Here is a 19634-nt window from a genome sequence, read left to right on the forward strand (position 1 = left end):
TTACGCCATCCATGTCTTAGTCACCCATGCTGAAAGAAGTGTCAAATCTTCGGCATCGAGATCCAAATTTTCCTGCCCCTCCAGTATGAGAGGGCTGAGGATCCTCTTCGCTTCTTCCTCCAGGGTGCCCATCCACCCTTCATTGCAAGTCTTGCAGACGCGGACCTGTACTTGCGGAAGATACTTATTGACGCTCCGAGATTGTGAAGTCTCTATTTGGTATTTTCCGTTTTCGTCTACCGTGATCTCGGCATGACCGACGGAAATCCGCTCTCCAAATATCCCCGCGAGGAGATCTTTCGCCGCTGGAGTGGCGTGCATCCATTGAGCCCAGACGTGTTCTTTACTCGACTTGCCCTGCAATCCGCAAAATGGGCACGAGAACGGCTTTTGCATGGGGTCTTCCAACCGCTGATGGCACGCAGGCGCCGTTCCATGTTACGCCTGCGAGGCCAAGCTGGCGCTTTCTTAGGCCCGGCTCACTATGGGCGACCGTTGAGCCTGGCGGCTGCGTCGGCTCGATGCCACAGGGGCCGGTAACCCGATACGTCGAGGTCCGGCTCTGCTCCGGCAAGTTGTCGTTTCCGGCCATAGAGATGCGGCTGAGAGTATTTGTTGGCAATTTTGATCTGCGCTGTGCAGGTCAGATGGTGATGGAGAATTCTTGATGGCCAACCTTGAGATGGTTGAATCAGGGTCGGGCGCTCACTGTGTGTGACTTTCGGGGTGCCTGGTCTGCTCAACGCCTGAGTCGATGTCCCGGGTAAGCTGTTGGGCATATTCGGCAAGAATTCGACGCATTTCAGCATAGTGACTCATCGGATCGGGACGAGTGAGCTGGAACCAAGTTGTGTTCCGACGTCGAGCCCATTGCTGGCGGACTTCGGGAGGTTGTGCGGCTTCGAGTGGCCGCGGAGCGAAGAGGTGCTCGCCCCGTGTGATGAGCGCCCATACGTAGACGGATGCCGCTTGACGTTTTCGATCGCCGAGGCCGATCTGCGTGGCATGGAGGGGCCGATGAAGGCCCTGGAGCAGTGCATTCCAAGCATCCGGGCTGATTACCCACTCGTGAAGAGCATGCCGCCTGCGCCGGTAGTCAATCAGCGGTTGGCGTGGTGAGTGCAGTTCTGAGGCGAGAGCACGGAGAGCTTTGTCGAACTCAACAGGGTTGCAGCCACTCCTCAGCGGCCACCGAGCATCACGTCCTGAGAAACTGCTTGTCTGGATGAGTGGGATCCCTAGGAACTTTGCGGCGTCGTCGAGAGATCCGCCCATAGCCCACTGGACGAGACGGACGGCGGCGGTCCTCCGTACGATCTTGGATGCCGAGCCTGCGGCACTGGCCAGGTGACGCTGATACCATCCCGGCTCTAGGAATGCCGGGATGTGCTCGGGCTGGTAGCCGCTTCGGAGGGGTGCTCGAGTGGGCACCCGGCGGAATAGGCGTGTCACAGGATTGGCCGCCTGGCGGAGTCGCTCAGAGCAGTTGTTCTCGTGCCGGTCGTAGACAACGACCCATGGTGTTCGGCTTCGAGGCTGGTTGGAGGTGGCGAAGGCGGCGTGTGTGAGATCTGAAAGCAGTTCAGGGAAATCATGCCTCGAAAGCAGCCGATCTGCGGCCATCAGCAGGACTCCGCAGGCGACGGGATCACGCGGTGGCGTGTCGCGGACCCATTGGTGGTAGTTCCTTCCACTCCTGTCGCCGTGCAGGTTCCGCGAATAGGAGCCGATTTGCTCAGAGGTGTCAGCGTCGAAGAGGTTGCAGCCATGCGGCCAGGTTGTACTGATCAGCGCGACGGCTAGCCGGAGATCAGTGAAGTACTCGGATGCATCCTTGGCTGGAGTCAACGGCGCCAGGCGGAAAAGGAGGGACTGCTGGAAACCGAGAATTTCGGCAGTCGGTTGTGGCCGACCAACGTCGGCAAAAGCAGCTCGATCGTCGAGTCGGCCGGCACAGGCGTAGGACTTCCTCTTCGGCATCCGGGCGTCGCTCGTCCACCGGCATTGTGCTGGATGGAGAGTGTGGTCGTTGGCCCGCTGAATCAGATGTCCTGGTCTGTCGTGTGGCCGGCCGCAGTGCGGGCAGTCAGTTTCCAGGTAAGTCTGATGCTCGACGCAGGCGAAGACGACCGGTAGGTGCCAGAGTTTGTCCCAGGGCCCACCATGCAGTTGCTGGGTCGGGGTGCCGTCGCCCGCCAGACAGGAGGGGCAGAAGCGCGGTGAGCCAAAGTAGAGCCATGTGTCTGGTCTCAACCGTCCCGGGCTGGTCATAGGACGGGCGATTGGCGGATATCGATCTCGCCACTGCGTCAGTGTGAGGGCCGAGACCTCCTCTGCCGTCTGCTTCGTCAGCCGGGCGAACGCTTGGGCCTGTGGCCTGGAGAGGTCCAGCAGCACACTGCCGGGGACGTCGTGGTTGCTCCAGCCCGCTGCACGTACCAGGTGCAGAGGCGAAAGGTCGAGGCGGTGCCCGAGCCGAAGCAGGTAGCTGATCACGGATTCTCCCGCCACGGGTTCGAGGCTCCGGGGTAGCGGATGCATCACGGCTTCATCCCTCACGAGCCCGGGTGTGCGGCAGCCGGGCCGCGGTCATCGAAGACGGTATTCCGGGGCCGCTTCGATCGCGTGGTCTTTTTGCCAGCGGTCTGTGGGTCTGCAGGGATCGCAGGCTCGTCTGGCGCCTGCTCGGGCTCGTCTCGCCGGAGCAGGATCTCGTCCAGGAGGCTCTCGTCGATCATTTCCTTCCCGGACTCCATAGCCTCCTGGGCGCCGTCCTCGAGTAGGCGTCCCAGCAGGCCGACGACGCCACCGGTGCGACGCATCAAGTACTCCGGCATCACACCGCCGGTGAGCATGCCCGCCTTTGCGTTCAGCAGCCGCAGGTGCTGCTCGATTCCCTCCAGGTGGTCGACAAAGGCCTGGATCTGCTTCGGGGTGGTGTAGCGGAAGCGGTCGAGTTCGATGAGCTCGAAGCGATGCTCGGTCTGGGTGATCTCCAGGCCGTGGATGCGGGTCGACTCCAGCGGTGGCATCTCCCACTGCCGGGTCTTCTTGTTCCATTTGGCCTCGCGCAGCAGCCCGATGCCGGAGATGTTGACGCCGGTCAGGATCAGGGTGACATCCAGGCTCATGAAGGCCCGCATCAGGTCGAGGACGTCCTGGTCGTCGGCTCGGTGCATCCGCAGTCGGTTGATGTCGTCCAGGATCAGCGCCTTGACGCCATGGTCGTGGAGGGAGTCGGCGACCTGCCGTACCAGTTCCGGCAGCGTGGCCGACCTGCGGGTCGGGGCCTGGAAGAAGCCCAGGATCGACGCGCAAAGGCCCTTCGGGGTCGCTGTCACCGGCGTCGAGACATAGACGACCGGCGCGTGAAGATCACGCGTGCCCGGCAGGGACCCGGGGTTGAGATAGCTGTGCAGCTCCAGCCACTGGTCTTCGAACACGGCCCCGGCGGAGCAGACGGACGCCGTCTTGCCGTAGTTGCCCCACCCGCTGACCATGACGCCGGCCCGCGTCGGATCGTCCTGCTTCATCGTGTTGCCGCGCAACCGGCGCCGGATCAGCTTGCCGACCTTGTCGTGCATCGGCGTGTCCTGCAGCGGAAGGTTCGCGTTCGTCAACTGCCGGTAGAGGTCGTAGTCGGCCCTGCGGCTCTCGGGGATCAACGGCCACTGCCGCGGCGAGATCACGGGAGCGGGGACGAGCAGGCCGCAGTGGGTGCGGTAATGCTGCCAGCCGACGTAGGTGTCGCGGGGCGGGCGACCGCCGAGGATCAACTCGGCGATCCTGGCCCGCTGAGGCAGCCCGTCCAGTGGATCGCCGTGGGACAGGGATCTGGTCACGCCTCTTCCTCCCCGGCAGCCGTGTTGGCTTCCGAGCCGTCGCGTGGCGGAATCAGGAACATGGGGCGCCGCCTCAAGGCCTCATGGAGCGTCGGCGGGGCGACGGGTCTGGTTCCGGCAAGTGCTTCTTCACGCCGCCGGCGTCGGTCGGTGTCGACCGCGCGGTCGATCGTGCGGGCGTGCTCGGCCCAGGCCACGGGCATCTCGACCGGAGCCGGCTCGGGCGCGGGGGTCGGTGCGGCGGGGCGGTCGGCGGCCGCGGCCTGCGCGCGGGTGATCTCGCGGGCCTGGGCGACGCGCTGCTTCTTCCCGGCCTTCTTCTTGGCCTGGCTGGGCCATTGGTCGACGGGGGTGACCGAGCCGAGGATCCCCAGTAGATGCTCCAGGAGCTCGCTCTCGGAGTGGATCCTGATGTTGTTCGCCTTCACCCGTGCCAGAAGGGCGTCGGCCGTCTTGTCCGAGAAGGCGGGAACCTCGCCCTCGGGCGGCAGTCCTCGCCAGCGCAGGATGTGCCAGGTCTCGTGGTCGGCAGGGTCCTGGAAGAAGACCTGCCGGCGGTCCCTTCGGTCACTGCGGACCACCCACTGGCCCGCGTGCTTGCCGCCCCGAGCGGAGGGCTGTAGAAAGCGCGGCTCGTCGAGGACCGGGTGGTGATACTAAAGTCCGAGGATCTTCACTCCGCGTCGCGGATGGATCTTCACGTGGTGCTTGCGCAGGACCTTGTAGTAGAAGCTCGGTTCGGGGAAGTCCAGGTCGAAGCCGCCCTGTTCCATCGCCGCCGCGAAGATCGTGTTGGGGCTATGGTCCTCACCCGGCGCCCAGCTCGGGGCGTATTCACCTAGTTTGTGGTTCTGCCAGATCTGGACGATCCAGGTCGCGATGAGGTGCTCGGCCTGCGCGAGCGTGAGGCTCGCATCGCGTTCGGGGTCGACGCCGCGGTCCGCGACGTCGCCGCCGGTGAAGCCCAGCAGGTGCTCGAAGAGCATGGTCTGGATGGTGAGAAACTGGCGCTCGACCGCGAACTTGTCGGTCTGCCGCAGGACACGGGCTGGCAGGATCCGGCAGCCGATCTCCCGCTCGGCCTCCACCAGGTCGTGGTTCTTGTAGGGGCCGCCGTGGTCGGTGGTGACCGTCTCAGGTGCGAAGAACGGAAGAGCGGCCACCCGGTGCCCGGTGAACTCGGCGATCACGTCGGCCGGGACCCCGGCGTAGGGCCATTCCATGTCCTCGTCCCAGCCCTCCCGCATCGGAAGCGGCAGCATCACGTCCCGCAGCAGCATCGCGACGTCGACCGACGTGTCGGACTGCAGCGTGAGCCGGAAAGCCGGCAGCCCGTGTGTGTAGAGATCGAGCGCGAGGGTCAGCGTCGCGGTGACCGCGTCTCCGAACACGGTCTCGCGCAGCTTCACCGGCATCGGAGTTGAGTCCAGCACGAGAACCTGGCCCGGCCGGTGGACCACCATCCGGCCCGAGACGCCCGCCTCCGCGGCGGCCTCGGCCGTCCGCCCGTAGCGTGGCCGGGCTCCGCCGGGCCCGAACCACTCCTCCCAGACTGCCGCAAACGTCCAGCGGGAAGGGATCTTCTCGGTTGGGAACGTCGGGAACCGCTCGCGGATGTACTGGTGCATCAACCGGTGTCTGGCGGCCAGGCTCAGACGGGCGCGTTCGCCGCATTCGGCCTTGACGGCGAAGATCGCCTCCCGGACCTCCTCGGTGATGCTGCGGTGCCCACTGCGTCGCCGTGTCCAGCGCCCATCCGCGCAGGCCAGCAGGAGACTGTCGCCAGACAGGCCCGACAGACGCTCCAGGGTCCGGTAGCTGAGGTGCTGCAGGCCGAGCCGTACCGCTTCTGGACGGGGCATCGCCTTCGTCTCCGCCGCCTTCGCGTGGCGGCGTTGGGTCAGAGTCGTGCGGTCCGGATCGTAGGCAGGCCGGGGTTCACCCGGCAGGGCCCGAGCCGGGTGGCCCTCCCGGAACCCCGTCTCGGCTTCCAGCACGTGCGCAGCCCGTAGCCGGGCCCGCTCCAGTTGGTCCCCGGTCAGGTCGGCCAATGTCCTCGGCTGCCGGGAGACCGCCGGCGGGCGCCTCGATGCTTCGACCGTCGGCAGGAGCCGCAGGTCAGCGTGGTTGATGAGCCAGCGGAACGAACGGGTCTCCGCGAGGCCGTCGCCATCCACGAGGACGAGCCGGCCTCGCTGGCCCTGGACGTCTTCGACCGTCCATTCGACGCCGTTGAGCGCGACCCGCCTGCCGCGCGCGATCTCCAGGAACCCCCTCGCCGCCATCACGCCGCCCAGATCAGCGAGCTGTCGCGCAAGGGGCTGCCCAGGTCAACGCCGAGTTCGCGTTGCCAGAGCAGCCGGACGATGTTCGCCCGGCCGACGGAAGGCACGCTGGTCGAGTCCGCCAGCTCGGAGAACGTCATCACCCGACCCTGCTGCCCGCTGATAGCGGTGAGCAGCTGGTCGCGCATGCCCAGCAGATCCCTCGCTGGCCGACGCCGCGAGGACAAGTGATCAAGGACGCTCCAGACATGCGGGCGCCAGCCCGCGACCACCGAGTACCGCCAGCCGCATGCCGCCGCCACCTCCCTGGCCGCCGCGAACTTCAGCGCGTCATCGTCCTTGATCAGCTCCATAGGGCGCACGTCCATCAGCCACATCCCGCCGCCGATCACGCCCAGGAAGTCCGGGATGTGCCAGGCTTGCCCGCCCACGTACTCGAAGTCCAGCCGGAACGGCTGCGACAGCACCTCCGACGCCCTCAGGAAGTCCAGCGCGACCAGCAGCCGCACCTCCTCCATCGACTCGAAGCCGTGCTTCCGGCCCGTCGACACCATCACCTCCAGCCCGGGCCGATGCCGCTGCTTCGCCCGCCATGTGAACCCCCGCATCGGCCGGGACAACAGCACCGGTACGTGGGCCATATCCCGGACGGGCCAGCAGACCTCCCCGGCACCCACCTGCCACGTCGAACTCCAACGACGCGTCCAGTCGTCCCCGAGCCGCAGCCGATCCCGCAGCCGGGCATCCTCGTCGTACGCGGTGACAAGCTGATCCAGACAACTCGAATCCGACGGGATCTTCGCGCTCGCTGCCTTGCTCATCCACCCACAGCAGCACCCAACGGCTGGAGACGGGGGCCGTTCTTCGCATCTGATCGCAACGCAGCGTTATGAGACCAAGATCCGCCAAGTAGCGCGCTCATCCGCCAACTAAAACTCTCGGTCACACTGCCCTGACCCCGGCCCCGGGAACGCTTTGCATAAAACTGCGGGTGCCCGTATAGTCATGCCATCGATGGAGGAGGATTTCCGATGACGGTACGAGCAGCAGTGGCGGGCGCGAGTGGGTACGCGGGCGGCGAGCTTCTGCGTCTGCTTCTCGCGCACCCCCACGTCGAGATCGGGACCCTGACCGGGCACTCCAACGCCGGTCAGCGGCTCGGTGGGCTTCAGCCGCATCTGCTGCCGCTCGCCGACCGCGTCCTCGCGCCGACCACCCCCGAGGCGCTCGCCGGGCACGACGTCGTCTTCCTCGCGCTCCCGCACGGGCAGTCCGCCGCCGTCGCCGAGCAGCTCGGTCCCGATGTCCTCGTCGTCGACATGGGCGCCGACTTCCGGCTCCAGGACTCCGCCGACTGGGAGACCTTCTACGGGTCCCCGCACGCCGGCACCTGGCCCTACGGCCTCCCGGAATTGCCGGGTGCCCGCGCCGCGCTGGAGGGGTCCAAGCGCATCGCGGTGCCCGGCTGCTACCCCACCGCCGTCTCCCTCGCGCTCTTCCCCGCGTACGAGAGCGGCCTCGCCGAGCCCGAAGCGGTGATCGTCGCCGCCACCGGTACCTCCGGTGCGGGCAAGGCGCTCAAGCCGCATCTGCTCGGCAGCGAGGTCATGGGCTCCATGTCCCCGTACGGCGTCGGCGGCGGCCACCGGCACACCCCCGAGATGATCCAGAACCTCAGCGCCGTGGCCGGCGAGCAGGTGGCGGTCTCCTTCACGCCGACCCTCGCCCCCATGTCCCGGGGCATCCTCGCCACCTGTTCCGCCAAGGCGAAGCCCGGCGCCACCGCCGAGACCGTGCGCGCCGCCTACGAGAAGGCCTACGCGGACGAGCCGTTCGTCCATCTGCTTCCCGAGGGGCAGTGGCCCGCCACGGCGTCCGTATACGGTTCCAACGCCGTTCAGATCCAGGTCGCCCACGACCCGGCGACCCACCGGATCATCGCGATCAGCGCCATCGACAACCTGGCCAAGGGCACCGCCGGCGGCGCGGTGCAGAGCATGAACATCGCCCTCGGGCTTCCTGAGGACACCGGACTTTCCACGATTGGAGTCGCTCCATGAGCGTCACCGCAGCGAAGGGATTCACGGCAGCGGGCATCGCCGCCGGGATCAAGGAGAACGGCAACCCGGACCTGGCCCTCGTGGTCAACGACGGGCCCCGCCGCGCCGCCGCGGGCGTCTTCACCTCCAACCGCGTCAAGGCCGCACCCGTCCTGTGGTCGCAGCAGGTCCTGGCCGACGGCGAGCTGGCCGCCGTCGTCCTCAACTCCGGTGGCGCCAACGCCTGTACGGGCCCGCAGGGCTTCCAGGACACCCACGCTACCGCCGAGAAGGTCGCCGAGGTGCTCGCCGCGAAGGGCAAGGACATCGGCGCCGGCGAGGTCGCCGTCGCCTCCACCGGCCTCATCGGCCTGCTGCTCCCCATGGACAAGGTCCTGGCCGGTGTCGAGAAGGCCGCGGGCGAACTCTCCGAGTACGGCGGCGAGAAGGCCGCCATCGCCATCAAGACCACCGACACCGTCCACAAGACCGCCGTCGTCACCAAGGACGGCTGGACGGTCGGCGGCATGGCCAAGGGCGCGGGCATGCTCGCCCCCGGCCTCGCCACCATGCTCGTCGTCCTCACCACCGACGCCGACGTGGAGAGCAAGGACCTCGACGCCGCGCTGCGCCGGTCCACCAAGGTCACCTTCGACCGGGTCGACTCCGACGGCTGCATGTCCACCAACGACACCGTCCTCCTGCTCGCCTCCGGCGCCTCCGGCATCACGCCCGCCCAGGAGGAGTTCGCCGAGGCCGTGACGGCCGTCTGTGACGACCTCGCCCGCCAGCTCATCGGCGATGCCGAGGGCGCCAGCAAGGACATCCGTATCGAGGTGATCAACGCCGCGACCGAGGACGACGCCGTCGAGGTGGGCCGCTCCATCGCCCGCAACAACCTCCTCAAGTGCGCCGTCCACGGCGAGGACCCCAACTGGGGCCGGGTGCTGTCCGCCATCGGCACGACCGCTGCCGCCTTCGACCCCGACCAGCTGAACGTCGCCATCAACGGCGTCTGGGTCTGCAAGAACGGCTCGGTCGGCGAGGACCGCGACCTCGTGGACATGCGCTTCCGGGAGGTCACCATCACCGCCGACCTCGCCGCCGGCTCCGAGACCGCCGTCATCTGGGCCAACGACCTCACCGCCGACTACGTCCACGAGAACAGCGCCTACTCGTCATGACCGGAACCCGTAAGCACACCGCGCTCCCCAAGGCCGAGATCCTCATCGAGGCCCTGCCGTGGCTGACCCGCCACAACGGCAAGACGGTCGTCATCAAGTTCGGCGGCAACGCCATGATCGACGACGAGCTCAAGGCGGCCTTCGCCCAGGACGTCGTCTTCCTGCGCCACGCCGGCCTCAAGCCGGTCGTCGTGCACGGCGGCGGCCCGCAGATCAGCGCCGCGCTGGACCGGCACGGCATCGTCAGCGAGTTCAAGGCCGGCCTGCGCGTCACCACCGAGGACGCCATGGACGTCGTACGGATGGTCCTGGCGGGCCAGGTCCAGCGCGAGCTCGTCGGGCTGCTCAACCAGCACGGCCCGTTCGCCGTCGGAATGACCGGCGAGGACGCGCACACCATCAGCGCCACCAGGCACCAGCCGGTCATCGAGGGCGAACAGATCGACATCGGCCGGGTCGGTGAGATCACCGCCATCGAGACCGGCGCCATCGAGGCGCTCCTGGAGGACGGCCGGATCCCGGTCATCTCCTCCATCGCCCGCTCCGAGGACGACGGACATGTCTACAACGTCAATGCTGATACGGCGGCTGCGGCTCTCGCTGCGGCGCTGGGCGCCGAGACCCTGATGGTCCTGACCGACGTCGAGGGCCTCTACGAGGACTGGCCGAACAGCGACGAGGTCATCAGCCGGCTCACCGCGAGCCAGCTGGAGAAGCTGCTGCCCGAGCTCTCCAGCGGGATGGTCCCCAAGATGGAGGGCTGTCTGCACGCGGTACGGAACGGGGTCACCACGGCCCGTGTGATCGACGGGCGCGTCCAGCACTCGATCCTGCTGGAGATCTTCACCGACTCGGGCATCGGCACGATGGTCGTGCCCGACGAGACGACGGGGGACGGGAAATGAGCACGACGGACCCGAGCACCACGGCACCGGGCGACGCGGAGCCGGGCGGCACGGCCCCGGGCAACGCGGACCTGGCCCGGCGGTGGCAGGGCTCGCTGATGGACAACTACGGCACCCCCAAGCTGTCGCTCGTCCGCGGCGAGGGCACCAAGGTCTGGGACGCCGACGGCAACGAGTACCTCGACCTCGTCGGCGGCATCGCCGTCAACGCGCTCGGCCACGCCCACCCGGCGATCGTCGAGGCCGTGTCGCGGCAGATCGCGACCCTCGGCCATGTCTCCAACCTCTTCGTCGCCGAGCCGCCCGTCGCGCTCGCCGAGCGGCTGCTCCAGCTCTTCGGCCGGCCGGGCAGGGTCTTCTTCTGCAACTCCGGCGCCGAGGCCAACGAAGGCGCCTTCAAGATCGGCCGGCTGACCGGCCGGCCCCACATGGTCGCCACCCAGGGCGGATTCCACGGCCGGACCATGGGCTCGCTCGCCCTCACCGGCCAGCCCGGGAAGCGGGCCCCGTTTCTCCCGCTCCCCGGCGACGTCACGCACGTCCCGTACGGAGACGTCGAGGCGCTGCGCGCCGCGGTCACCGAGGAGACCGCGCTGGTGATCATCGAGCCGATCCAGGGCGAGAACGGCGTCGTCGTACCGCCCGTCGGCTATCTCCAGGCCGCGCGCGAGATCACCCGCGCCACCGGCACCCTGCTCGTCCTCGACGAGGTCCAGACGGGCATCGGACGGACCGGCCACTGGTTCGAGTACCAGGGCCACGAGGGCGTCGAGCCCGACATCGTGACCCTGGCCAAGGGCCTCGGCGGCGGTCTGCCGCTCGGCGCGACGGTCGCCTTCGGCGAGGCGGCCGAGCTCTTCCAGCCCGGTCACCACGGCACGACCTTCGGCGGGAACCCGGTCGCCTGCGCCGCCGGACTGGCCGTCGTCGACACCCTCGCGGCCCACGGAACCCTCGACGACGTGAAGCGGCTCGGCGAGAAGCTGCGCAGCGGAATCGAGGGTCTGAACCACCCGCTGGTCTCCTATGTCCGTGGTGCGGGCCTCCTGCTGGGTATCGTGCTCACCGAGTCCCTCGCGCCCCAGGTGCAGCAGGCGGCTCAGGACGCCGGTCTCCTGGTGAACGCGCCCGCCCCCGATGTCGTACGGATCATGCCGGCACTGATCATCGGAGACGCTGAGGTGGACGCGTTCCTCGCGGCCCTTCCCGGTGTCCTCGACGAAGCGGTGAACGGGGAAGGACGAACCGGAGAATGAGACGACGATGACCGACGCGCAGGAAACCGAGCACGGCGGGCCGTCCGTTCCGCAGACCCGTACCGCACGCCACCGCAGGATCGTCGACATCCTCAACCGGCAGCCGGTTCGCTCCCAGAGCCAGCTCGCCAAGCTCCTCGCGGACGACGGGCTGAGCGTCACCCAGGCGACGCTCTCCCGCGACCTCGACGAGCTCGGCGCGGTGAAGATCCGCAACACGGGCGGTGAGCTGATCTACGCGGTCCCCAGCGAGGGCGGCTTCCGCACCCCGCAGGCGCCGCTCGGCGAGTCCGCCAAGGAGGAGCGCATGCGGCGCCTCTCCGGCGAACTGCTGATCTCCGCCGAGGCCTCCGCGAACCTGGTGGTCCTGAGGACCCCGCCGGGTGCGGCCCAGTTCCTCGCGTCGGCCATCGACCAGGCCGAACTCCACGCGATCCTCGGCACGATCGCGGGAGACGACACGCTGCTCCTGATCTCCCGCGACCCCCTGGGCGGTCAGGCGCTCGCCGACCACCTGCTGCGTCTGGCGCAGAACGACCGCTAGGCGGTCGGGGCCGGCGGCGCGGCCCGTACGGCCCCGCCGCCCGGCCCGGCCTGGTGCCCCGGCCGGGGGAGCGGCGGCAGCGGCAGCGGAAGCCCAGGCAGCCCGTCCATGCTGACGCCGATGTGGTCCTTCTTCTCGAAGTACGCGCTCAGCGAGTCGTCGTCCTCGCGCGCGAACCGCCTCCCGTGCAGATCGCGATCCTGGTCGTACGTCATGAACGGCACGGCGTACCCGCAGGAGTCCCGAATCACCTCGGCCGTGACGACGATGATCGCGCGCAGCCCGTGCTGGGTCACATCGATCGAGGGGAAGTGCGCCATGAGCCCTTCCCATCGCGGATCGTCCCGGAACACGGGCTCGCCTCGCCCGTGCACCCGCACGATGCTCGGCGGCCCCTGAAACGCGCACCACATGAGCGTGATGCGCCCGTTCTCGCGCAGATGCGCGACGGTCTCGGCGGTGGACCCGGCGAAGTCCAGGTAGGCGACGGTCAGTTCGTCGATGACGGCGAAGGATCCCGTCAGCCCCTTGGGCGAGAGGTTGACGGTGCCGTCGGCGTCGAGCGGGGCGGTGGCGTGGAAGAAGATCGGCTGGGCCTCGATGAAGGTCCGAAGCCGACCGTCGATGCGTTCATATGTCTTTCCCATGTGGCTCATTCTGCTCGCCGGCGTCCAGCCGGAGTCGCCCGCCCCGCGACCGCCCGCGCCCGGGCCCGCAGTTTCGGCTCCGCGTCGTCGACCAGCATGCGGACGCCCTCCCCGTACGCCGGACCACCCCGAGCCGCGAGCAGGCGGAACGCTCCGACCCGGATGTGCCGGGGCAGGTCAGGGGCCAGACGGAGCGTCAGTTCCTCGTCCCGCAGCAGGTGCGCCCACGGTACGAGCGCGGCCACCGCCTCCCGTACGACTCCGGGCGCGGGGTCGTCGAGCAGCGGAGCCAGCCGCTGGAGGCCCTGGGCCCCCAGCACGCGCAACCCGGCCACCGCCTGCGCACGCACGACCGCGAGCGGGTGACCGGTGAGCGGCCAGAGCAGCGCCGCGTCCGCCCGTGACCCGGACTCGGCGAGACCGATGGGAGCGCCCGCCGGTACGTCACCGTCCCCGCACCGCGCCCGGTAGAGCTCCAGCGGGTCCCGCCCGTCCTGCCGCATCACCCACCGGGCGCAGGCGCGCACCATGGACGACCGGTCGTACAGGAACGGTTCCGCCCGCGCGTGGAGCCCGGTCCGGTGCAGCGCCGTCACCCCGGCCGACCGGACCCGCGACTGCCGCGACCGCAGCAGCGGCAGCAGCACCTCGTCGCCCGTTCCGGTGCCGGAGCCCGCCAGCGCGGCCCCGGAGCACACGTCCTGGATCACGACGTCCCCTTCGCGGGCCGCGATCTCCGCCAGCCGCGCCGGGGAGAAGTGGCCGCGCTCGACCGCCACCCGGTGGGCGAGCCGGCGGCCGGCCCGGTCCCCGCTCGCGAGCACGGCGTCGAGCGTGACCGCGTCGCACCGGCCAAGGGCCGCCTCCAGCAGCTCCCGCGCGACACCCCCGCGCAGCCGTACCCCGGCCCGCAGGATCACGGCGGCCAGCGCCGGCATGGCCGCGGCGCCCGCACCGGGAAGCGCCGCCCGGAGCAGGTCACGGGCCCCGTCCCGTACGGGAGCGACCCAGTCCGCGCAGCGGATCGCGATCAGCGGCAGCAGCGAGGGCTCGGCCCCGGCGGGCGCGAGCGCTGCCTCCCTGACGCGCCCGTCGGGGTCGCACAGTGCGAGCGCCACGGCTGACGGGTCGGGTTCCGCGACGCCGGAGAACGTGGGTGCGCGCCAGGTGTGGCCGGCCGCAGCCCGCCTCCACTGGAGCTCCGTCCGTACGTGCTCGTCCAGCGCGATCCATGCCGTCGCGGACGACACGTCCAGGGCCTCCGCGAGCGGCGTACCGTCCGCGAGCCGCCGTGCGGCCGCCTCCATCTCGTCCCTCATGGGCGCAGCCTAGGCAGGTGTACCCCCTCCGACCAGCCCTTTTCGAGCGCATTGACAAAACATACGGAGGACTGCATAGTTATACCTATCAGTGCTTGCAAGGTAAGGAGAAGCCCGTGACCGAGCGTGTCGTACTCGCCTACTCCGGCGGCCTGGACACCTCCGTCGCCATCGGCTGGATCGCCGAGGAGACCGGCGCCGAGGTCGTCGCCGTCGCCGTCGACGTCGGCCAGGGTGGCGAGGACCTGGACGTCATCCGCAAGCGCGCCCTCGCCTGCGGCGCGGTCGAGGCCGAGGTCGCCGACGCCAGGGACGAGTTCGCCGACGAGTACTGCCTCCCGGCGATCAAGGCCAACGCCCTCTACATGGACCGCTACCCGCTGGTCTCCGCCCTCTCCCGGCCGGCCATCGTCAAGCACCTCGTCGCCGCCGCCAGGAAGCACGGCGCCGGCATCGTCGCCCACGGCTGCACCGGCAAGGGCAACGACCAGGTCCGCTTCGAGGCGGGGATCCAGGCCCTCGGGCCCGACCTGAAGTGCATCGCCCCGGTCCGTGACTACGCCATGACCCGCGACAAGGCCATCGCCTTCGCGGAGAAGGCGCAGCTCCCGATCGCGACCACCAAGAAGTCCCCGTACTCCATCGACCAGAACGTCTTCGGCCGCGCCGTCGAGACCGGATTCCTCGAGGACATCTGGAACGCGCCGATCGAGGACATCTACGAGTACACCGCGAACCCGGCCACCCCGCGCGAGGCCGACGAGGTCGTCATCTCCTTCAAGGAAGGCGTCCCGGTCGCGCTCGACGGCAGGCCCGTCACCGTCCTCCAGGCGATCCAGCAGCTCAACGAGCGCGCCGGCGCCCAGGGCGTCGGCCGGATCGACATGGTCGAGGACCGGCTCGTCGGGATCAAGTCCCGTGAGGTCTACGAGGCTCCCGGCGCGATCGCCCTGATCACCGCCCACCAGGAGCTCGAGAACGTCACCGTCGAGCGCGAACTGGCCCGCTACAAGCGGCAGGTCGAGCAGCGCTGGGGCGAGCTCGTCTACGACGGCCTGTGGTTCTCCCCGCTCAAGCGCGCCCTGGACGGCTTCATCCACGAGGCGAACCAGCACGTCACCGGAGACATCCGGATGACCCTGCACGGCGGCCGCGCCGTCGTCACCGGCCGGAAGTCCGAGGAGTCGCTGTACGACTTCAACCTCGCGACCTACGACTCGGGCGACACGTTCGACCAGTCCAAGGCGCAGGGCTTCATCGACATCTTCGCCCTCTCCGCGAAGATCGCCGCACGGCGTGACCTCGCGTAACCGCGATTCGTTCCCCAGCCGCCTCCCCACCGCAGGGACCGGGGAGGCGGCCTGTTATCCACCCTCCTGAGGAGCAGTAGCTGTGAGCAGCAACAACGGTGACGTCCGGCTCTGGGGCGGCCGCTTCGCCGACGGGCCGGCCGAGGCCCTCGCGAAGCTGTCCGCGTCGGTCCACTTCGACTGGCGGCTGGCGCCGTACGACATCGCCGGTTCCCGCGCCCACGCGCGCGTGCTCCACAAGGCCGGGCTGCTCACCGAGGACGAGCTGACGCGCATGCTCGCCGGCCTCGACCAGCTGGAGGCGGACGTCGCCGACGGCTCCTTCGTCGGCACCATCGCCGACGAGGACGTCCACACCGCCCTGGAGCGTGGCCTCCTGGAGCGCCTCGGCGCGGACCTCGGCGGCAAGCTGCGCGCCGGCCGGTCCCGCAACGACCAGGTCGCCACCCTCTTCCGGATGTACCTGCGCGACCACGCCCGGATCATCGGCGGCCTGATCGCCGAGCTCCAGGACGCCCTGGTGGGCCTCGCCGAGGCGCACCCGGATGTCGCCATGCCGGGCCGGACGCACCTCCAGCACGCCCAGCCGGTGCTCTTCGCCCACCATGTCCTCGCCCACGTCCAGTCCCTCTCCCGGGACGCCGAGCGGCTGCGGCAGTGGGACACCCGTACGGCGGTCTCCCCGTACGGCTCCGGCGCCCTGGCCGGCTCCTCCCTCGGGCTCGACCCGGAGGCGGTCGCCAAGGACCTCGGCTTCGAGCGGGGCTCGGCCGGCAACTCCATCGACGGCACGGCCTCGCGCGACTTCGTGGCCGAGTTCGCCTTCATCACCGCGATGATCGGGATCAACCTCTCCCGGATCGCGGAGGAGATCATCATCTGGAACACGAAGGAGTTCTCCTTCGTGACCCTCCACGACGCCTTCTCCACCGGCTCGTCGATCATGCCGCAGAAGAAGAACCCGGACATCGCCGAGCTGGCCCGGGGCAAGTCCGGCCGTCTCATCGGCAACCTCAGCGGTCTGATGGCCACGCTCAAGGCCCTGCCGCTCGCCTACAACCGTGACCTCCAGGAGGACAAGGAGCCCGTCTTCGACTCCTGCGACCAGCTGGAGGTCCTGCTCCCCGCCTTCACCGGCATGATGGCCACGCTCACCGTCAACCGGGAGCGCATGGAGGAGCTGGCCCCGGCCGGCTTCTCGCTCGCCACCGACATCGCCGAGTGGCTGGTCAAGCAGGGCGTGCCGTTCCGGGTGGCGCACGAGGTGGCCGGCGAGTGCGTGAAGGTCGCCGAGGCGGAGGGCAAGGAGCTCGACGAGCTCACGGACGACCAGTTCGCCAAGATCTCCGAGCACCTCACCCCCGAGGTCCGCACCGTCCTCAACGTGCCGGGCGCGCTGGCCTCGCGTGACGGCCGGGGCGGTACGGCTCCGTCGGCGGTCGCCGCCCAGCTGGTCGAGGTCAAGGCCGACCTGGTGATCCAGCACGCGTGGGCCACCGCGAAGAAGTAGCCCTCAGAGCGTCACAGCGCCGCCGCCCAGTCCGCGAGCGCGTCGAAGTCCGGCCGGAGCAGTCCGATCCGCTCGTCGACGTGCAGCAACAGGGCGGCGGCGAGGTGGTTCTGCTCCACGTAGTCGTGGTCGTACGACGTGATGTCGTCGTCCACCCAGGCGAACGGCCGCCCCGCCGCGTACTCCAGGATGTACTGCGTCTTCCAGAAGGTCCCGCGAGGGGCCCTTCCGTGCATCTGGGGCCAGTCGACGAACGGCAGCTCCGGCAGCCCGAGACGGGGCCCGATCCAGGCGTTCGCCTCGCCCTTCCACGTCGTCGCCCACACCAGCTCGTACGCCTCCGCCAGCGCGAGCAGCTCGCCCCCGTGCGCCGGATTCAGCCACACCCGCAGCGGCTTCGGACCGGTCCACCCGCTCGGCCGCATGCGGTGCGTGGTGTACCCCTCCGGACGGCGTTCGCGCTGCGCCGCGTACGGATTCAGCGGCCCGTCCACATCGATCAGCAGCAGCGGCTTCGTCATGCCCACAGCATTCCTTCCCGCCTCCTGATGAGGCGTCGAATTATCGAATGAGACATCGGCGTCTCATTCGGTGTATGGTTGTCTCATGTCAGTCGACCGCACCCAGGTGCTCCGCTCCGCTGCCGCCCTGCTCTCCCGGAAATCGACCGCCACCATGGACGAGGTCGCCCGGGCCGCGGGGATCGGCCGCGCCACCCTGCACCGGCACTTCGCCGGGCGGGACGCGCTGGTCAGGGCGCTGGAGGCGATGGGGCTCGAGGAGTTCGAGGCCGCGTGCGACGCCGCCCGCCTCGACGACGGCCCGGCCGACGAGGCGCTACGGCGGCTCGTCGCCGAAACCGAGCCCAACGCCCCGCTGCTGGCCTTCCTCGTCACCGAGAACCAGCTCTTCGAGGGCGACGACGTCGACGAGGGCTGGTCCCGGCTCGACGCCAGGGTCAGCGCCCTCTTCCGGCGCGGTCAGGAGGAAGGCACCTTCCGGATCGACCTGAGCCCCGCCTGGCTCACCGAGGCCCTCTACGGCCTCGTCTCGGCCTGTGCCTGGTCCGTGATGGACGGCAGGGTCGCCGGCAACGACTTTCAGTACATGATCACCGAGCTGCTGCTCGGTGGCGCACGACGGAGCGTGGAGAAATGAGCAGGACCCAGCAGTTGAGCCCGACGACGGGGGCGGAGGTGAAGAGCCCCGGCCGCTGGCTCGCGCTCTCGGTACTCGTCCTGGCCGTCCTGCTGGTCGCGGTGGACGCCACCGTACTCGGTCTCGCGACGCCCTCGCTCAGCGAGGACCTCAAGCCGTCCGGTACGCAGCTGCTCTGGATCGGCGACATCTACTCGTTCGTGATCGCCGGTCTGCTCGTCTCCATGGGCTCCCTCGGTGACCGGATCGGCCGCAAGAAGCTGCTCCTGATCGGTGCGACCGCGTTCGGTGCCGTCTCGGTGCTCAACGCGTACGCCACCAGCCCCGAGATGATGATCGTCGCCCGCGCGCTCCTCGGTGTCGCCGGCGCGACGCTGATGCCGTCGACCCTGGCGCTGATCCGGAACATCTTCCACGACCCCAAGGAGCGCAGCCTCGCCATCGGCATCTGGGGCGCCACCGCCTCGGCCGGTGCGGCCGTCGGTCCAGTCGTCGGCGGAGCGCTGCTCCAGCACTTCTGGTGGGGCTCGGTCTTCCTCATCAACCTCCCCGTGATGATCGCCCTGGTCCTTGTCGGCATCAAGCTGCTGCCCGAGTCCAAGAACCCGGTCTCCGGTCCCTGGGACCTCGTCAGCGTCGGGCTCTCGCTCGTCGGTGTCATCGGCGTCGTCTACGCCATCAAGGAAGTCGCCTCGCACGGCCTGACGTGGGAGGTCGGCGCGGCCGCCGTCATCGGCGCCGCGGCCCTGTACGCCTTCGTCCGGCGGCAGCACACGCTGACCGCGCCCCTGCTCGACATGCGGCTCTTCAAGCACCGCGGCTTCTCGGGCGCGGTCCTGGCGGATCTGCTCACCGTCTTCGGACTGTCCGGACTGGTCTTCTTCCTCTCCCAGTTCCTGCAGCTCGTCCAGGGGCGTGACCCGCTGGAGGCCGGACTCGCCGAACTGCCCGCCGCCGTCGGCGCGGTGGCCACCGGTCTGCTCGCCGGCCGGTACGCCCGCCGGTTCTCCGTACGGGCCATCGTCACCGGCGGTCTGGGCGCGATCGGACTGGCGCTCGCCGCGATCACCCTGGTCCACAAGGAGACCGGCTACCCGCTGCTCGGCGCGGCCCTGCTCGTCGTCGGCCTCGGCGCCGGATTCTCGTTCACCGTCACCGCCGACGTGATCCTCTCCAGCGTGCCCAAGGAGCAGGCGGGTTCGGCCTCCGCCGTCTCCGAGACGGCGTACGAGCTGGGCGCGGCGCTCGGCATCGCGCTCCTCGGCTCGATCGTCACCGGCGTCTACCAGGGCTTCACGGCTCCGGCGGGCGTCCCGGCCGACGCCGCCGCGGCGGCCCACGACTCGCTCGGAGGCGCGGTCGAGGCCTCCGCGAGTCTCGACCCCGCCACGGCCACCGGCCTGGTCTCCACCGCCCAGGAGGCCTTCGTCGACGGTCTGAACATCGCGGCGGGTGTCGGCGCGGCGGTCCTCCTCGCGACGGCGGTCGCCGCCTGGTTCCTCCTGAAGGGCCAGAAGCTGGAGGACGGCATCGAGCACTGACGCACACCGTGGGCGTCACGAACGACGAGGAACCCCGGGCGTCACACGCGAAGGGCCCCGCACGGCGACTGCCGTGCGGGGCCCTTCGTCCATG

At 69.2% G+C, this 19634-nt stretch carries 18 protein-coding genes; 9 read left to right on the top strand and 9 right to left on the bottom strand.

Annotation, left to right across the window (positions count from 1 at the left end; translation table 11 throughout):
* The 6 genes from ACFY8U_RS29105 to ACFY8U_RS29130 all read right to left on the bottom strand — a co-directional run bounded on the left by ACFY8U_RS29105 (window position 1) and on the right by ACFY8U_RS29130 (window position 6948).
* A complete protein-coding gene (locus ACFY8U_RS29105) occupies window positions 1–396 on the bottom strand; it encodes a hypothetical protein (RefSeq protein ID WP_389575288.1) in 396 nt (131 codons plus the stop codon).
* A 309-nt stretch (window positions 397–705) separates the two neighbouring features.
* Complete coding sequence (locus ACFY8U_RS29110; protein ID WP_389575418.1) at window positions 706–2541, bottom strand: TniQ family protein; 1836 nt, start codon at window positions 2539–2541, stop codon at window positions 706–708.
* A 14-nt stretch (window positions 2542–2555) separates the two neighbouring features.
* Entirely contained in the window at window positions 2556–3776 is a 1221-nt protein-coding gene (locus tag ACFY8U_RS29115) for a TniB family NTP-binding protein (protein ID WP_389575289.1), read from the bottom strand.
* Between the two features lie 62 nt (window positions 3777–3838).
* A complete protein-coding gene (locus tag ACFY8U_RS29120) occupies window positions 3839–4423 on the bottom strand; it encodes a hypothetical protein (RefSeq protein ID WP_389575290.1) in 585 nt (194 codons plus the stop codon).
* Window positions 4424–4498: 75 nt separating this feature from the next.
* Window positions 4499–6127, bottom strand: a complete 1629-nt coding sequence (locus ACFY8U_RS29125; protein ID WP_389575291.1) for a transposase — start codon at window positions 6125–6127, stop codon at window positions 4499–4501.
* Window positions 6127–6948: a hypothetical protein gene (locus ACFY8U_RS29130; protein ID WP_389575292.1), complete on the bottom strand. Its 822-nt coding sequence runs from the start codon at window positions 6946–6948 to the stop codon at window positions 6127–6129. The genes ACFY8U_RS29125 and ACFY8U_RS29130 overlap by 1 nt, the downstream gene beginning before the upstream one ends.
* A 210-nt stretch (window positions 6949–7158) precedes the next feature.
* Here ACFY8U_RS29130 and argC point away from each other — a divergent pair, with 210 nt between their 5' ends.
* From argC to ACFY8U_RS29155, 5 genes are read left to right on the top strand one after another with little or no spacing between them, the layout of a single operon-like run.
* The gene (argC, locus tag ACFY8U_RS29135) at window positions 7159–8187 is read left to right on the top strand and encodes an N-acetyl-gamma-glutamyl-phosphate reductase (RefSeq protein ID WP_389575293.1); all 1029 of its coding nucleotides are present in this window, start codon (window positions 7159–7161) and stop codon (window positions 8185–8187) included.
* Complete coding sequence (argJ, locus tag ACFY8U_RS29140; protein WP_389575294.1) at window positions 8184–9350, top strand: bifunctional glutamate N-acetyltransferase/amino-acid acetyltransferase ArgJ; 1167 nt, start codon at window positions 8184–8186, stop codon at window positions 9348–9350. The genes argC and argJ overlap by 4 nt, the downstream gene beginning before the upstream one ends.
* Window positions 9347–10255: an acetylglutamate kinase gene (argB, locus tag ACFY8U_RS29145; protein WP_389575295.1), complete on the top strand. Its 909-nt coding sequence runs from the start codon at window positions 9347–9349 to the stop codon at window positions 10253–10255. Before argJ ends, argB begins: the two co-directional genes overlap by 4 nt.
* The gene (locus ACFY8U_RS29150) at window positions 10252–11511 is read left to right on the top strand and encodes an acetylornithine transaminase (RefSeq protein ID WP_389575296.1); all 1260 of its coding nucleotides are present in this window, start codon (window positions 10252–10254) and stop codon (window positions 11509–11511) included. The genes argB and ACFY8U_RS29150 overlap by 4 nt, the downstream gene beginning before the upstream one ends.
* 7 nt (window positions 11512–11518) lie before the next feature.
* The gene (locus tag ACFY8U_RS29155; protein ID WP_361438879.1) at window positions 11519–12055 is read left to right on the top strand and encodes an arginine repressor; all 537 of its coding nucleotides are present in this window, start codon (window positions 11519–11521) and stop codon (window positions 12053–12055) included.
* On the opposite strand, the gene ACFY8U_RS29160 is transcribed toward ACFY8U_RS29155, so the two are convergent.
* Both ACFY8U_RS29160 and ACFY8U_RS29165 read right to left on the bottom strand, forming a co-directional pair.
* Window positions 12052–12702, bottom strand: coding sequence for a pyridoxamine 5'-phosphate oxidase family protein (locus ACFY8U_RS29160; protein WP_389575297.1), 651 nt, complete (start codon window positions 12700–12702; stop codon window positions 12052–12054). The genes ACFY8U_RS29155 and ACFY8U_RS29160 overlap by 4 nt on opposite strands.
* Window positions 12703–12707: 5 nt before the next feature.
* Window positions 12708–14021, bottom strand: coding sequence for a hypothetical protein (locus ACFY8U_RS29165; protein ID WP_389575298.1), 1314 nt, complete (start codon window positions 14019–14021; stop codon window positions 12708–12710).
* A gap of 116 nt (window positions 14022–14137) precedes the next feature.
* On the opposite strand from ACFY8U_RS29165, the gene ACFY8U_RS29170 reads away from it, so the two are divergent.
* A complete protein-coding gene (locus tag ACFY8U_RS29170; RefSeq protein ID WP_389575299.1) occupies window positions 14138–15331 on the top strand; it encodes an argininosuccinate synthase in 1194 nt (397 codons plus the stop codon).
* Between the two features lie 82 nt (window positions 15332–15413).
* Window positions 15414–16841: an argininosuccinate lyase gene (gene argH, locus ACFY8U_RS29175; RefSeq protein ID WP_361670880.1), complete on the top strand. Its 1428-nt coding sequence runs from the start codon at window positions 15414–15416 to the stop codon at window positions 16839–16841.
* A gap of 11 nt (window positions 16842–16852) precedes the next feature.
* Here the strand turns inward: argH and ACFY8U_RS29180 are convergent, their stop codons facing one another.
* Window positions 16853–17362, bottom strand: coding sequence for an HAD domain-containing protein (locus ACFY8U_RS29180; RefSeq protein ID WP_389575300.1), 510 nt, complete (start codon window positions 17360–17362; stop codon window positions 16853–16855).
* An 85-nt stretch (window positions 17363–17447) separates the two neighbouring features.
* Here ACFY8U_RS29180 and ACFY8U_RS29185 point away from each other — a divergent pair, with 85 nt between their 5' ends.
* Both ACFY8U_RS29185 and ACFY8U_RS29190 read left to right on the top strand, forming a co-directional pair.
* The gene (locus ACFY8U_RS29185) at window positions 17448–17999 is read left to right on the top strand and encodes a helix-turn-helix domain-containing protein (RefSeq protein WP_361438867.1); all 552 of its coding nucleotides are present in this window, start codon (window positions 17448–17450) and stop codon (window positions 17997–17999) included.
* Window positions 17996–19540 (top strand): MFS transporter, encoded by a 1545-nt coding sequence (locus tag ACFY8U_RS29190; protein ID WP_389575301.1) that lies wholly within the window; start codon window positions 17996–17998, stop codon window positions 19538–19540. Before ACFY8U_RS29185 ends, ACFY8U_RS29190 begins: the two co-directional genes overlap by 4 nt.
* Window positions 19541–19634 lie beyond the last annotated feature (94 nt).

The organism is Streptomyces sp. NPDC012508 (assembly GCF_042902595.1).
GTDB lineage: Bacteria > Actinomycetota > Actinomycetes > Streptomycetales > Streptomycetaceae > Streptomyces.